Raw genomic sequence first — 14,200 nt, 5'->3', positions numbered from 1 at the left:
AAATTAATTTTTTGCTTACCAACCGAAAACAATTAAATTTTTTATGCGAAAGCGGAGCGGTTGATCTGTGCAGAAAAATTTTATTTATTTCATTTTCAGTAAAATAAGAATTTTTAAATAGATGAAAAATTTCCAAAAATTACCCACTGACTTAATCTTGGACATTAAGACCAGACTAAAAACATTAAGTGGCCAGATAAATGGAATCGTAAAAATGCTCGATGAAGGTGAAGACCCTGAACAAATAAACATTCAATTCAAATCCATTGACAAGGGAATCCAAAAAGCACATTACCTACTGTTGGACGAAGTATATCGAAAGACCCTTGCTATCAAGATATCCGAGACTGTCGAGGCCTGCCCCGGTAATTGCGGCAACGAAGAACGTATCGAATTTATACGAAAGCAATTTCCAGATTTGGAATTGGACAGCCTGACCGAAAAGATGAAGGAGATAGATGCGTTAAAGGCCAAGCTCGAAAACTACAAAAATGATTGACCCCCACAATCACAACCGATTTGATGGCCCGCGCGATGCGGGCCATTTTTTTTGAAATTTTATTTGGAGACCACCCTACCCACCGGCCTACCTTTGATCCGTTGTTTGAATTCAATGACGCGTAAATTATATTAAATAGTTAAAAAACAGAAATATGAAACGTCAAGTAGAAGTTTTTACTGCCAATTGTCCGGTCTGTGACCCAGTGGTCAGAATGATACAGGAACTGGCCTGCGATAAATGTGCGGTAACCACCTATGATTTGGTCAGGCAATGTGACGATAAGACCTGTCTTGACAAGTTGGATGAATACGGTATAAAGAAAGTTCCTGCCGTCGTAGTGAATGGTGAACTCTTGGATTGCTGTAGGGATTCGGCCATCACCGAGGAGAAATTGGTGGAAGCTGGAATCGGACAATCCTAATTGTAAAGTATTTGAGTATGATCAACAGAGTATTCCCGAAAGTATCGCTGAAGGTTCACTATGTCAAATTAATATTGTTGTTGGCCATATCAGGAACCGCGATGGCCCAAGGCCACGGCCCGCTCTATGGGCTACAAACACCGACCCTTGCCAAAGGCGGGGTCGATTTGAACGTAGCTGGGATGAGCTTGGGTACCGAGACCGAAACGTCCTATATGCTCCGCTACCTGTTTTCCTATGGCATTACTGAAGACTTACAGGTAAACCTGACCACGCCCACGATGATAGAGCGCTTGGAGAATGCGCCAAGGACGCGGGGCAATAGCAATATGCCAGCCAATGGTGATATTGAGGCTTCCCTGTGGTACCGTTTTTTCTCGAATGCCTTTGGGGTGGGAAAGCGCTTTGAGTCAACTGCCATCCTGGGCGTTTCCGCACCTACCGATGATGTCAGGGGGCAGGTCAATGTGGGCAACTCGATACACGCGGCAATTTCAACAGGTTATGCCTCACGCACTTGGTACGGATGGATTGGCGGCGGTTACCAATATTATTTCGAGAAAGATGGCGAACAGTTGGGCGACCTGCCCTATGCAAGTGCCGTTGTGGGGTACCGCCCCAATATTTTTATGGGCGACTACCCAAAACCCGATTGGCGCATCTTTATCGAATCCTTGGCGGAATTTCCCGGTGACAACAAATTTGATGGACAACCGGATTTTAGCGATTCGCGCAGTACAAAGGTTTTGGTGGGGCCTTCTTTCCTCGGCCTGTATGGTGCCTGGGGAATATCATTTGGTGCGATGTTTCCGGTAGTACAGGATTTGACACCGGGTACGGTGAAAGAAAAGTATCGTATAGCGATAAATTTAAGTTATTGGTTGTAAGCACAGTATAATTTAAAACGTACATAAAATGAAAAAAATCAAAATAATGGTCATAATCGGTATTCTTGGAATAGGCACGGTAAGCGGCCAAATTACCAAGGTTGACCAAGAAGTCTATGGAATGGACTGTGCCCCCTGTGCCTATGGACTGGAACGTGGACTGAAAAAGATGGACGGGCTTCAAGAGGTTCGTGTCAGCCTGAACGATGGAAAAGCGTATTTGGGCTTGGCCGACGAGAACAAACTTACCTTACGCAGCATTCAGGAAGAGGTCAAAAAGAATGGTTTTTCGGCAAAAAAAGCCGAAGTGACCATAATGGGTAACGCAACAAAAGAAGATGACCAATGGTTCATCGAGACCGATAACGAACGGTTTGCGGTCTCGCAGGATACCCCCGTCGAATTGATACAAAAATTGACCGCCGGTAAAACATCGGTAAGTGGTACGGTACAAGATGAGGAAGACGATAACTTATCGGAACAATGGGTTATCCTACTGTCCAAAATCGAATAGGCCTTATGAATTCTTTTCTCAAAATGGTATTGGGCACCAGTTTGGTTGCTGCGATTCTTCCGCTAATGTGCTGTTTGGCCCCGGCATTGTTATCGTTTGTGGCAGGACTTGGCTTCTTGGGCGGAAATTTTGAATGGGTGCATCCCGTGCAGCCCTATCTGACCACCTTTTCGGTCGGGGCCCTTGGGTTCGCCCATTATAAAAATAGTAAGCACTCAAAAAAGTGTGATGGAGATTCCTGTCAGAACGATAGGAAAAAACACCACATTAATTCTTGGGCGCTATGGACTGTTACATTTCTGGTCTTACTAATTACGATAGTAAACTATGTATATGAATTTTAGATTGTCACATATTATTCCGGTCGCTTTTTTGCTGTTCCTTACATCAAGCTGCGAAAAGCCTGAGAAACAATGGAGGTTCGAACGGAAGATAATGCTTCCTGAGGAATCCCGACCTTTGGCTTTGGCAAAAGATGGGGAAACACTGTGGTTTTCTGACCCCGATTATTTTAGGCTTTACAAAATTGACGGGGATGGAAAGGTCTTGGATTCCATTACGGGTATCCAGCGGCCGATGAACATCCATTTTGATAATGGCACACTGTTCATCCCTGAATTTTTGACCGATACCATCTGGCAATATAGAGATGACAAACGATGGCCGTTGAAAATATCCAAAAGACCACAGGCCCCCGCAGGGGTTTCGATATACGGCGATACTGTTCTGATAGCCGATTTTTATAACCACCGAATCATCGTAGAGACCCCGAATAAAAGTTTTACAATCGGCAGACAGGGGCATAAAGATGGGGAACTGTACTATCCGATAGATGTCAAGATGAAGGATAAAAGGATATACGTGGCCGATGCGTATAACAATAGGGTTCAGGTCTTTGGTTTCGATGGAACACACCAAAAAACCATTGGTCAAAATGAAAAAATCAATGTGGCTTCCGGTATTTCGTTGGGTGAAGATAGGTTCGCAATTACCGACCAAGAAAATAGCCGGATATTAATTTTTGACTATCAAGGGAAGTTGCTGCAAATATTAAAGGAAAGCATTTTTTATCCGACAGATGTTCACTTTGAAAAGGGAAGGCTTTTCATCGCCAATTTTAAGGAGAATTCTATATCCCTTTATGGTAGGTAATATCAATTGGATATTTTTATAAAAACTACCTAATGCGTTCATACTCCGTAAATTCGAACGTAGTGTCGCCATTATCGTCTTTATCTAATTCACTTCTGACAAGTAATTGTTGGGCATTTAATTGAATTACAATATGGTATTCACTTGTATTAGAGTTAACATGGCTCAGTTTTCCTGATTCTTCGAGAGACCAAGTGCCAATTTCAGTGAAAGTTTTTGATATCTGGCTATGACAGGCAATTTCCCCGATTCCCCAGAAATAGCGGTTATCTTCTTGCTCGTCGCCCTTAACATATCTGATAATGTCATCTTTTCGGCAATTTTCGAATTGGGCAAACAAATCTTCCAACGGCTCCAATATGCCCAATGAATCATTGGGTTGTCCTCTAAATTCTGCAATCCTTTGCCAATCTCCTGCCAAATTGTTCTCGTTAAACAATAGGTTGACTTGTTGTGAACTTTGGTCATCTTTTTTGCAAGCCCACATAACCAACAAGGAAAGTGATACTATGTAAATTGTTTGTTTTGTCATTACTCGATTGATATAAAGTTACATCTTATCCTACATTAGTACATCCATTTTAAAGAATTATAGTCAGATGGGGTTCAAAAGTTGTTTTAAATGTCCAGGCCATCCGCTAAACAATTTTAAAATGTGAATAAGTTTCTTGCATTGGAATTTAGCCTGTTGGGTTGTCAAGGACAAAAATGGCTGTCCGATTAGCGCTGTTGCTTTTACGTCTCCCGTCGCTTACCTGCAATCTCAAGTATTTTGACTTGATAAACTATCGGAATCCCCCTAGAGTATAATTTGCTCGAAAACTCATTGATAAACTCAACCTCTCTCCGTTCTTTTCGACGAATAATGCTTTTCACACCTTCAATGAATGAGTGTAACTTTTGTTTTGCAATGTCGCCCTCAAGTTCTTCGAATGTGCCGTGCACCATGGCCGATTCCCAGTTGAACATCGATTGTATTTCTTCGACCTGTACAGTGACCGAGTTGTTTTTTCGCATCGCATCGATTTTATGGCCTTCCGAGGTATAGCTAATGATCGTATTGTCGGCAGGGTCAAAATAATAGGTAATGGGAATCACATGGGGCTTCCCTTGCCATAGATAGGCCAAGTGGCCGAGGTAATTGTTCCTGAGTACGCGTTCAATCGCGCTAGTTGTTAAATCTGTCATTGTTATTGTTTTTGTAATTTCAAATTTTTTAAAGACTGTTTTGGAACAGGGCGATTGTTTATAAGGACCATGCCATACTTCCGGTAAGTTTTTGTGCATCCTCACATGGAATATATTCTGCTGGAATAGGGAGATAGGCCAGTACTTCCTCGCCTACATATTCCGAAATCTTGTAACCCCAAATAGTGAGTCCTCTAAGGTTGTTGGCAAATGCAAAGCGTGAGATACCATCGTCCAATAAGGGCTCTTTTCCTTCGGCAATGGCTTCATGGTATTGCTCTATGGCCTCAAAGTTTTTCACATCATCTTCCTTAGTCACTTTCAGGGCTTCCGAGAGCACGGGCTCCAAATCTCCTGAAGTAAGATCGCCCGCTTTTTCCTTTCCGGAATCCTTCAAGGCTTTTTCCAAGAATTGGCCCATGGACATTTTCACAAAATCCTGTTGTTCCTTTTCCATTACTTGATCAATGAACTTGTCAATGAACAGGTGTACCTGAACTTCGGAAGCGGAAGGGGTATCGGTTTTGGGAAGGATAATATCCACCAATTTTGTCAATGCCTCCCCTTCATCCGGGGTAAGGAAATCCGGGGTCCATTCCGATGCCTTATCGTTTTTGCAGCTTTGGACCATACCTATCAATGTCGGGGTGGCCACGTAATATCCCAAGGCTTGCCCCATATACTTAAGTGCTTTTCTTCTATCCATTATATTATATGTTTCCTTTTTTAAGTTGTTGTGCTGCATGGTTTGCCGCTCTGGCGGTAAATGCCATATACGTAAGAGATGGATTTACACAAGCTGCGGATGCCATAAACGATCCGTCGGTCACATATACATTGGGCACTTCATGTATTTGGTTGTTGCCGTTGAGTACCGATGTCCTTTTATCCCTTCCCATACGAGCGGTGCCCATTTCATGAATGCCCAAACCTAGGGCCCCTGGATTGTCAAAAGGCTGCACATCACGCAGCCCGGCTTTTTCGAGCATTTCGACAGCTGATTCCTTCATATCCTTCCGCATGGCCCATTCATTTTCCTTGAATTCCGCATCGAAGGTTACCGTGGGCAGGCCCCATCCATCCAATTTATCATAATCCAAGGTCATCCTGTTTTCTTCGTACGGAAGCACCTCGCCGAAGCCCCCAATGCCCATGGTCCATCCACCGGGTTTTAGGATGGCCTCTTTTAGATCTTTCCCGAAAGATAGTTCGGCGACGGCATCGTCCCAATTGCCCCTTCCGGCACTGCCTTGATAGCCAAAACCTCGCTTATAGTCTTTACGATCGGAATCACCACCAAGGTTTCTAAAGCGCGGGATATATACCCCATTCGGTTTTCTCCCCTTATAATATTTGTCTTCAAGTCCGTCAAACTTGCCCTGTGCTCCCACACCCAAATGATGGTCCATAATGTTCCTTCCCAACTGATCGGAATCGTTGCCCATACCGTTGGGGAAGCGATCGGATCTTGATTGCATCAATATTGATGTAGAGGCAACGGCCGAGGCGCACAGGAAAATGACCTTGGCCTTGAACTCATGGGCTTCCTTGGTGACCCTATCGATGACCTTTACGCCGGTGGCCCGTTTGGTATCGGGGTCGTACATCACTTCATGTACTATGGAATCGGGTCTTAGCGTCAGGTTTCCGGTTCTTTCGGCTGCAGGCAGGGTCGAGGAATTACTGCTAAAGTACGCCCCAAATGGGCAACCACGTATACAGCGGTTTCGGAACATGCAATGTTGCCGCCCTTCGAATTTTTTGGTTCCGGTGATATTGGCGACCCTTCCTGCCGTCACCACCCGACCATTAAAGTTCTGGCTCACCTTTTCCCGAAAACGTTGTTCGACACAATTGAGTTCCATCATCGGTAAAAACTGGCCATCGGGCAATTGTTTCAGCCTCAGGTTTTCTCCCGATACGCCGATGAAGGTTTCTACTTTATCGTACCAAGGGGCGATATCCTTATATCTAACGGGCCAATCCACTGCGATTCCCTCTCGCCGGTTGGCTGTAAAATCGATATCGCTCCAACGGTAACTATGTCGCCCCCACATGATCGAGCGCCCTCCTACGTGGTAGCCACGCATCCAGTCAAAACGTTTGATTTCGTTGTAGGGGTGTTCCAGGTCGTTCACGAACCAAAGTGCACTTGCCACATTGGTCGTGTAACCTGTTCGATTTTGTTTTGGTTGTTTTTTAAGGTCTTCCTGCGTCGGCTCCCCACCGTTCGGAAAATCCCAAGGGTCTTTGTAGGCCGTGGGATAGTCCGTGATATGGCGCACCATTCTTCCACGCTCCAAAACCAAGGTCTTAAGACCCTTCTCACATAGTTCCTTGGCGGCCCAGCCACCACTGATGCCAGTGCCTACAACAATCGCATCATAGGATTCCTGTTCTTCGTTGTAATAATATTTTTTCATCGTCAAATCTTTTAATAGGCCCTTCATTCTTTCGCTTCCTTAAAAAGTTTAAATGACTTTGGGCTCATAGTTCGTATCTAAAGCCAACAATAGCTTATGTCATATTCGTATATAGATTATGGTTTCCTTTGTTTTCCTGTAATTTCAACTATTCTGATTCGAAAGACTATAGGGGTTTCAGGTGAATTCATTTTACTTGAAAATTCACTGATGGATTTGGGAATTATTTTCTCCTTACGGAGGATAATATTTTTGACACCTTGGGCAAACCGATGCAGGAGAAATTTGGCCTCGCTTCCCTGCAATTCTTCAAAAACACCGTGTGCTAAGATAGATCGCCAATTGTTTACGGAACTTATTTCATCTACTTCTAATGATACCGAACGGTTTTCCCGCATAGCATTCATTTTATGTCCTTCGGCAGAATATCCCAGAATACTATTGCTTGTTTCATCGTAATAATAGGTAATCGGAACAACGTAAGGATTTCCTTGTGATATAAATGCCAAGTGTCCGATATAATTATCCCTTAGCAGGCGAATGCCTTCCTTTGTCCTTAAACTTTTTATCATAACTTTTCTTTCATTTTCCTTAAAATCCAATATTTTAACTAAGCACCATACATCGGCCACCCCTTTACCAACACCTTATAACCTATAATTTTTTAAAAACCTTAAATGCGGAAGAAAGGTTAGAAGAAGCATGGTCGTGCGTACCATTTGGTAAGAAATCCAATTACCCAACTTATTGAATAAACCGGCTCTTTGTCTTAGGCTCCCCTTTGTAATTTCGCTACACTGGCTTATGACCATTTCAAAGTCGGCCCGAAGGTTTTCGGCAAATTCTCCGGAATGGACTTCTACGTTCATTTCAATACTACCATAGCAACTAAGACTGTTCAAGTTAAATGAGCCTATGGTAGACCATTTGTTGTCAACCACCGCAGCTTTACCGTGTACTACGGATTTGTTCCATTCAAAAATTCTCATATGACCGTCTAGAAAAGAGGAGTACAAATGTTCGGTTGCCCTACGCACCAAAGGCACATCGCTAATACCCGCTAAGATCACCGTTGTTCTTATTCCTCTTTTACACGCCTTTTTAAAAGCCTTTGCCAATCTGTTTCCAGGTAAAAAATACGAGCCCACGATTACTATTTCCTTTTCGGCATGAATGAAGGCGTTCGTGTAGGCATCACAGACTTCCGTTTTTTGCTGTAGCCAGTCGTTTTGTAAAATTCCCACGAGTGCGCTACCGGCCGAATGTAAAACTGGCGGTATTTTTTTTGAACTCCCTTTTTTGAAAAAATAATCGCTACACAATATTTGTAGATTCTTGGCTGCTGGGCAGTTTAACTGAACGGCGTAATCTAGCCAAGGCTCTTCATCTTGGGTTCCATGGTATTTATCGGCAATATTGATACCTCCTATCAGTGCCATTTTTTCATCGGCGACCGCAATTTTATGGTGCATCCGCCTGCCGATATAAAAATTGTTCAAAGAGAATAAAGGCGAAAAAAAACGAAGTAAAATACCATGCTGCACCAAATCCTGGGCAAAACTATTGGGTAATGCAGCGCTACCATAGGCATCCAATAAGACATATACCTTTACCTTTCGTTGAGCGGCTTTCTTCAAACAGGAGGCTATACGGTTTCCTGTTTCATCGTTTTCAAAAATGTAGGTCTGTAAATGGATTTCTTTTTCTGCCTTATCGATTAACTTTTCCAGCCTTAAAAAATAGTCTTCTCCCGAACGAACCAATTCAACATATTTCGAATTGTCAGCAGCATTTTGAAGTGCTGTTTTACTACGTTTTCTAAGTGCATATCTATGGTCCATCGCTATAGTTTTTTATGCTGGTCGGCCAATAAGGGCCCGTCAAGCCCTTTATTTGGTCGCTTCAAAAAGTAAACCAGTCCCATAGCACCCAAAATGGTTGCACCGGCAATAATAAAAGGGTAATAAAACCCACCGGCTATCAGCCAAGTCCCCAATACCGGGCCCAAAATCTGTCCGATACTGTTCGTGGAACTTTGAATGGATATATTCCTTCCCGTATTTTCCTGGGAAATCAAAGAAACTGCCGAAAGCAGGTTTGGTGTCACCATGGCTCCCCCAGCTGCGAAAATTATTATGGTACCATAAATGTATAGTTCACCGCTCACAAAGGGGAAGACAACTAACGAAACACCGGATATTAATAACCCTAATGTTATTTGCTGTTTTGAGGTCAGCACTTTTTCGCCATAGGTCGCGAACACAGGCTGCAAAACGGCCATTACAGAACCACAGAGCATAAAACCAATACCCACCTGATTGGTTGTAAAGGCCAACTCATCCTTTCCATAAATTGAAAACACGGTCTCGAACAAGGTAACCACAAACTGCATCGCAAAGGACAAGAGCAACAAAATGATAAAATAGTTACTCAGGGAAAAACTGAATTTGACTGCCTCAGAAGCAATACGATTTTTTATTTCGGTATTCTTCAGCCATTTTATGATTATCAGCAATACCACAAAGCCCAAAAGAGCGGCCAAAATAAAGGGAACCGAAAAACGGTCTAAGTGGAACACTCCAAAAGAGTATGTATAGTGTAGGTTCGTTTGCGACAGAAATCCCCCCAGAACAGGGCCAAATATCACACCGGAACTGATAGCGACCCCAGACCAGGCCATTATTTTGGTCCTTCGCTTTTCAGAGGTAATATCACTTAAATAGGCATTACTGACCGGGATGACCGCTGACGTAAAGATGCCCCCTATGATACGGGCTATATATAGCATCGACAGAGAGGTGGCAAGACCGGTTAGCAAGTTCATCACGACAAAACCTACAAGCCCCAATAGTATTATAGGTTTACGGCCGTGTTTATCGGAAAGCTTGCCCCAGACGATAACGAACAAGAGCTGGAACAATGGATAAATACTGGTAAGCAATCCAATATGGAAGTTGATTAAGTCTCTGTCAAGGTTGTCTTTAAGTGCTAATCTTTCGGTATAGTAGGGAAGGGTTGGTAATAAAATGCCATAGCCCAACATCACCACAAATAAACTCAGCAGAATCAAGGATATCCTGCCGAGCTTCTCTTTTTTCTCCATTATTTTTTACCGATTTTTCGCTTCAATAACTGAGCATTAATAGCAACTATGATGGTACTAAGGCTCATAAAAACGGCAGCTACCGCCGGGCCCAGAACGAAACCTGTTGTATATAAGACACCAGCTGCCAAAGGAATGGCAACAACATTATATCCGGTTGCCCAAATAAGATTCTGAATCATTTTGTTATAGGTGGCCTTGCCGAACAATATCAGATTGGCGATATCTTTTGGGTTACTGTTTACCAAAATGATATCGGCGGTTTCCGCCGCAACATCGGTACCGGAACCAACAGCAATACCTACATCGGCTTTTGCCAATGCAGGTGCATCATTGACGCCATCACCTGTCATGGCCACAAACTCTCCTTTGCCCTCTAATTCATCAACAATTTCAACTTTTTGATGGGGCAGCACCTCGGCATAATACCCATCCAAACCAAGTTTGTCACTCACAGCTTTGGCTGTTTTTTCATTATCGCCCGTAGCCATTAAGACTTTGATGTTATTCTTTTTGAATACTTTGATAGCATCGGCAGATTCTGGCCGTATTTCATCGGCTAAAGCAATATATCCCGCTAATTTTCCATCTATTAGAACAAAAACTACGGTCTCTGCGGCATCGCTGTAGGCATCTTCGGGAATTTCGATTTTTTCATCCCGAAGATATCCCGGACTTACTACCTTGACCTCTTTACCCTCTACGATTGCCTCTACACCCTTGCCCGTTATGGCGTTGAAGTTTTTGGGCTTTGGAATCTCAATGTTCTCTTCTTTGACTTTTTTGATGATACCTACGGCAATGGGGTGTTCCGAACTCTCTTCCAAGGCGCTTGAAAGCCTTAAGATTTCTTCTGGGGTATATTCTTGATTAACCGATTCAACTCGCGTAACACCAAAATCACCTTTGGTCAACGTTCCTGTTTTATCAAATAACAAAGCAGAGATTTTTCTTGACTCTTCAAAAGCCGTTCTATTTCTAATTAATAATCCATTTTGTGCGGATACTGCGGTCGATATAGCGACAACCAACGGAATGGCTAGTCCTAATGCGTGTGGGCAAGCAATAACCATAACCGTTACCATTCTTTCTAATGCAAAAACAAATGGAAAACCTAAAATCAGCCAGACTGCAAGGGTGCCAAACCCAATGGCCAAGGCAATATAGGTCAACCATTTGGCAGCTCTATCCGATAGATTTTGCATCTTAGATTTGGTGCGCTGTGCTTCGTCTACCATTTTGATCACCTTGTTCAGGTAACTGTCCTTTCCAGTATGCTCTACCTTTACCCTTAAGGTGCTATTGCCGTTTATGGAACCTCCGATGACCTTATCTTGTACTTCTTTTTTTACCGGTTTTGACTCGCCTGTCAGCATCGACTCGTTCAGGTAGCTAGATCCTTCGGTGATGATGCCATCGGCAGGTACTTTTTCACCGGGCTTTATCAAGATAATGTCGTCCTTTAGTAACTCTTCAAGACTAACATCCTCGATTTTGTCGCCAACCACTTTATGGGCCTCGGCGGGTAGCATACTGACCAAAAGCTGAAGTGCCTTGGATGCGCCCAGCACCGATTTCATTTCCAACCAATGTCCCAACAGCATGATGACGATCAAGGTGCTCAGTTCCCAGAAAAAATCTTCTCCTTTAAGGCCAAAAACAGTGGCTGTACTATAAAAATAAGCAACACTAATAGCCATAGAAATCAGGGTCATCATTCCAGGACCTTTTGCCTTTATCTCTTTTACGAAGCCCTTTAAGAAGGGGTATGCTCCCCAGAAATAGACAAATGTTGATAATGCAAACAGGATGTAGGGATTACCGGGAAGCAATAGGTCATACCCAAAAAACTCCTGTATCATAGGCGATAGGAATAATATTGGGATGGTAACGATTAAAGATATCCAAAACCGTTTTCTAAAATCCTTGACCATCATTTTATGGTGGTCGTGCCCCATTTGTCCATGAGCGGGGTTATGGCCCGAATGGTCTCCACTTCCGTGATCCATTTTAGAATGGTCTTCTTTTTGGTGTTGCTTTTTGGAGGAGTCCATCTTAGCATGGTCATGGTTACTGTGATCCATTTTTGAGTGATCCATCTTAGAATGGTCCATTTTTTTGTTCTTGTGCTCTTTGTGATTGTCCATAGTATTCTATTTAAGGGTTATCGTAATTTTTTTCTCATTTCTTCCGAGATGTTCTCGGCATATACTCCGTAAGCATCTACCAAGATGCCTTTAACTCCGTTTTTGGAAGATATGGCATATAAAACGCTATTGTCATCTGTACTGCTCATACCTTCAAAACGATAGATTTCATCGACTTTAAACTCTTCAGGTTTGATTTCGATTTTAAGCGAGGCACATTCCAAACACGTAGGTTTTAGGTTAAAATCGTAACCATAGCCTCTTTGTTTTAAATCGTTAATTGCTTCTGAAAGTGTATCGTAATTCTTCATTTTGTTTTAGTTATAAGTCATTGTAAAATAACTGCCATCTACCTCTGTGAATTTTTGAAAGGTCAACAAACCCTTATCGCTTAACTTTTCTACTACATCATAATCAAGTTGCTTGATGCGAATACCCAACGCATAGGCTTTAATATTAATTTTTGACTCGATTTCTATGTTTGCCTTATCAGTTTTCAATTGGCGGTCATATATTCTAATAAGGCTTTTAGAACCAAAAAAGTTCAGTAAGCCGGAATCAAAACTCATCTCTAGTTTAATGTCTTTGAGATTGTCCAAATCATATAACTCTTTAAAATCTGCCGAGGTAGTATTGATTTCTGTTTCTTTAGCTTTGGGTTTTGCAAACGGAAATGCCATTACCATAACACTTTCTTCAGCAGGTTTGCAACGATAGGTTGTCGTGTACTTTTCTTCTGATTGCCCTTTATCATCAAACAATTGAGTAATCACCTCAATCTGATAATACCCATTTTCTTCAATTATTTTTCCTGCCTCAAAAATTTGCTTGTTTAGTAATTTACCATCTTTGTTAAAATTTTCACGCACTACCGTTCTGCCTGAAATCTGCTTAATAAGCATTTCGGTTTGTCCGTACATCGAGAGATGGAATAGGATAAAAAATGGTATGTACCATTGTTTTGTCATATATGATGCATTAATTCTTTGACTTCCCTGGCGATGGCATCGCTTAAATCGATGCTATTCGATTGATGGGGGATGGTGTTGCAGGTAATGATATCCTTGACATGGGCATCCCAGAGATCTTGATAGGCATTCCCTGAAAATACGGCATGAATGCCGATACAAATGGCGGGTTTCATGCCTGCATTTTTTAGATGTTCGGTTGTCTCGATCATGGTACGGGCCGTAGAGATGATGTCGTCCACCAAAACAGGGGTTGCGTCCTTAAATTTGTCTACTTCAGGCACCGAGACTTCAACATCACGGTCACCATGGCGAGTCTTTTGTAAGACCGTAAATGGTGCTTCCGCTTTTTCTGCCACATCTGCAACCCACTGCTCGCTTTCGGAATCGGGACCGATCAGTACCGGATTATGGATATTTTCCTTGATGTATTTTGAGATTTCGTCAGCGGCGTGGATGACCCTGTTCGGAATGCTATATACTTCGCCCAACGAATGTATTCTATGCAAATGGGGATCAACGGTTGTAATCGTATCAGCAAAACCGGAAATCAGCTTTCCGAAGAACGTTGAGGTCACACCTTCGCCCTCATTAAATATTTTATCTTGTCGCATATACGCCAAGTAGGGTGCTACCAAACAGGTACACTCAGCACCAAGGGATTTTGCCGTTTGGCTTAAAAAATAGAGTGGTAATAGTTTTTCATCAGGGTCGTGTAGCGTACAGACCAAGACAACACATTTATCTTTTACGTCAGACAGTATGCGTGTATAGGATTCACCGTCGGGAAATTTTCTTATGTTGCATTCCCCGATTTCCGCTTTCATTTTTTTAGCCAACAACTCGGTGAGTTCCTGGTTTCCGGGAAGACTGAATAATATAGTTTTCATTTTGT

The 14,200-nt window shown here is 42.6% G+C and carries 17 protein-coding genes; 6 read left to right on the top strand and 11 right to left on the bottom strand.

Features of this window, described 5'->3' with window-relative positions:
• Positions 1-121: 121 nt before the first annotated feature.
• The 6 genes from CLV81_RS00970 (at position 122) to CLV81_RS00945 (ending at position 3,476) form a co-directional block, all read left to right on the top strand.
• Positions 122-499 carry a metal-sensing transcriptional repressor gene (locus CLV81_RS00970; protein ID WP_106143200.1) on the top strand — a complete coding sequence of 126 codons (378 nt, stop codon included), beginning with the start codon at positions 122-124 and terminating at the stop codon, positions 497-499.
• 154 nt (positions 500-653) lie between these two features.
• On the top strand, positions 654-923 hold the full coding sequence (locus CLV81_RS00965) for a thioredoxin family protein (RefSeq protein WP_106143199.1): 270 nt from the start codon (positions 654-656) through the stop codon (positions 921-923).
• Between the two features lie 17 nt (positions 924-940).
• Positions 941-1,810 (top strand): hypothetical protein, encoded by an 870-nt coding sequence (locus CLV81_RS00960; RefSeq protein WP_245911880.1) that lies wholly within the window; start codon positions 941-943, stop codon positions 1,808-1,810.
• Positions 1,811-1,838: 28 nt separating this feature from the next.
• Entirely contained in the window at positions 1,839-2,324 is a 486-nt protein-coding gene (locus CLV81_RS00955; protein WP_106143198.1) for a heavy-metal-associated domain-containing protein, read from the top strand.
• A 5-nt stretch (positions 2,325-2,329) separates the two neighbouring features.
• Positions 2,330-2,668 (top strand): mercuric transporter MerT family protein, encoded by a 339-nt coding sequence (locus CLV81_RS00950; protein ID WP_158259050.1) that lies wholly within the window; start codon positions 2,330-2,332, stop codon positions 2,666-2,668.
• A complete protein-coding gene (locus CLV81_RS00945) occupies positions 2,658-3,476 on the top strand; it encodes an NHL repeat-containing protein (protein ID WP_106143196.1) in 819 nt (272 codons plus the stop codon). The genes CLV81_RS00950 and CLV81_RS00945 overlap by 11 nt, the downstream gene beginning before the upstream one ends.
• A gap of 25 nt (positions 3,477-3,501) precedes the next feature.
• On the opposite strand, the gene CLV81_RS00940 is transcribed toward CLV81_RS00945, so the two are convergent.
• The 11 genes from CLV81_RS00940 to CLV81_RS00890 all read right to left on the bottom strand — a co-directional run bounded on the left by CLV81_RS00940 (position 3,502) and on the right by CLV81_RS00890 (position 14,195).
• Complete coding sequence (locus CLV81_RS00940) at positions 3,502-4,008, bottom strand: hypothetical protein (RefSeq protein ID WP_106143195.1); 507 nt, start codon at positions 4,006-4,008, stop codon at positions 3,502-3,504.
• Positions 4,009-4,211: 203 nt separating this feature from the next.
• On the bottom strand, positions 4,212-4,664 hold the full coding sequence (locus CLV81_RS00935; protein WP_106143194.1) for a pyridoxamine 5'-phosphate oxidase family protein: 453 nt from the start codon (positions 4,662-4,664) through the stop codon (positions 4,212-4,214).
• Between the two features lie 58 nt (positions 4,665-4,722).
• Entirely contained in the window at positions 4,723-5,370 is a 648-nt protein-coding gene (locus CLV81_RS00930; RefSeq protein WP_106144853.1) for a gluconate 2-dehydrogenase subunit 3 family protein, read from the bottom strand.
• Positions 5,371-5,374: 4 nt separating this feature from the next.
• Positions 5,375-7,087, bottom strand: coding sequence for a GMC oxidoreductase (locus CLV81_RS00925; RefSeq protein WP_106144852.1), 1,713 nt, complete (start codon positions 7,085-7,087; stop codon positions 5,375-5,377).
• Between the two features lie 116 nt (positions 7,088-7,203).
• Positions 7,204-7,659 (bottom strand): pyridoxamine 5'-phosphate oxidase family protein, encoded by a 456-nt coding sequence (locus CLV81_RS00920; RefSeq protein ID WP_106144851.1) that lies wholly within the window; start codon positions 7,657-7,659, stop codon positions 7,204-7,206.
• Between the two features lie 75 nt (positions 7,660-7,734).
• Positions 7,735-8,928: a phospholipase D-like domain-containing protein gene (locus CLV81_RS00915; RefSeq protein ID WP_106143193.1), complete on the bottom strand. Its 1,194-nt coding sequence runs from the start codon at positions 8,926-8,928 to the stop codon at positions 7,735-7,737.
• A 2-nt stretch (positions 8,929-8,930) separates the two neighbouring features.
• Positions 8,931-10,190: an MFS transporter gene (locus tag CLV81_RS00910; protein ID WP_106143192.1), complete on the bottom strand. Its 1,260-nt coding sequence runs from the start codon at positions 10,188-10,190 to the stop codon at positions 8,931-8,933.
• The gene (locus tag CLV81_RS00905) at positions 10,190-12,337 is read right to left on the bottom strand and encodes a copper-translocating P-type ATPase (protein ID WP_106143191.1); all 2,148 of its coding nucleotides are present in this window, start codon (positions 12,335-12,337) and stop codon (positions 10,190-10,192) included. The genes CLV81_RS00910 and CLV81_RS00905 overlap by 1 nt, the downstream gene beginning before the upstream one ends.
• A 17-nt stretch (positions 12,338-12,354) precedes the next feature.
• Positions 12,355-12,648 carry a phosphoribosylpyrophosphate synthetase gene (locus tag CLV81_RS00900; protein WP_106143190.1) on the bottom strand — a complete coding sequence of 98 codons (294 nt, stop codon included), beginning with the start codon at positions 12,646-12,648 and terminating at the stop codon, positions 12,355-12,357.
• A 6-nt stretch (positions 12,649-12,654) separates the two neighbouring features.
• Positions 12,655-13,239, bottom strand: coding sequence for a hypothetical protein (locus tag CLV81_RS00895; protein ID WP_245911878.1), 585 nt, complete (start codon positions 13,237-13,239; stop codon positions 12,655-12,657).
• A 62-nt stretch (positions 13,240-13,301) separates the two neighbouring features.
• Positions 13,302-14,195 carry a ribose-phosphate pyrophosphokinase gene (locus CLV81_RS00890; RefSeq protein WP_106143188.1) on the bottom strand — a complete coding sequence of 298 codons (894 nt, stop codon included), beginning with the start codon at positions 14,193-14,195 and terminating at the stop codon, positions 13,302-13,304.
• Positions 14,196-14,200: the final 5 nt, after the last annotated feature.

This window comes from Flagellimonas meridianipacifica (assembly GCF_003001695.1).
Lineage (GTDB): Bacteria > Bacteroidota > Bacteroidia > Flavobacteriales > Flavobacteriaceae > Flagellimonas > Flagellimonas meridianipacifica.
The sequence above is the reverse complement of the archived record's forward strand: the minus strand, read 5'-3'. Positions and strand labels throughout refer to the sequence as shown.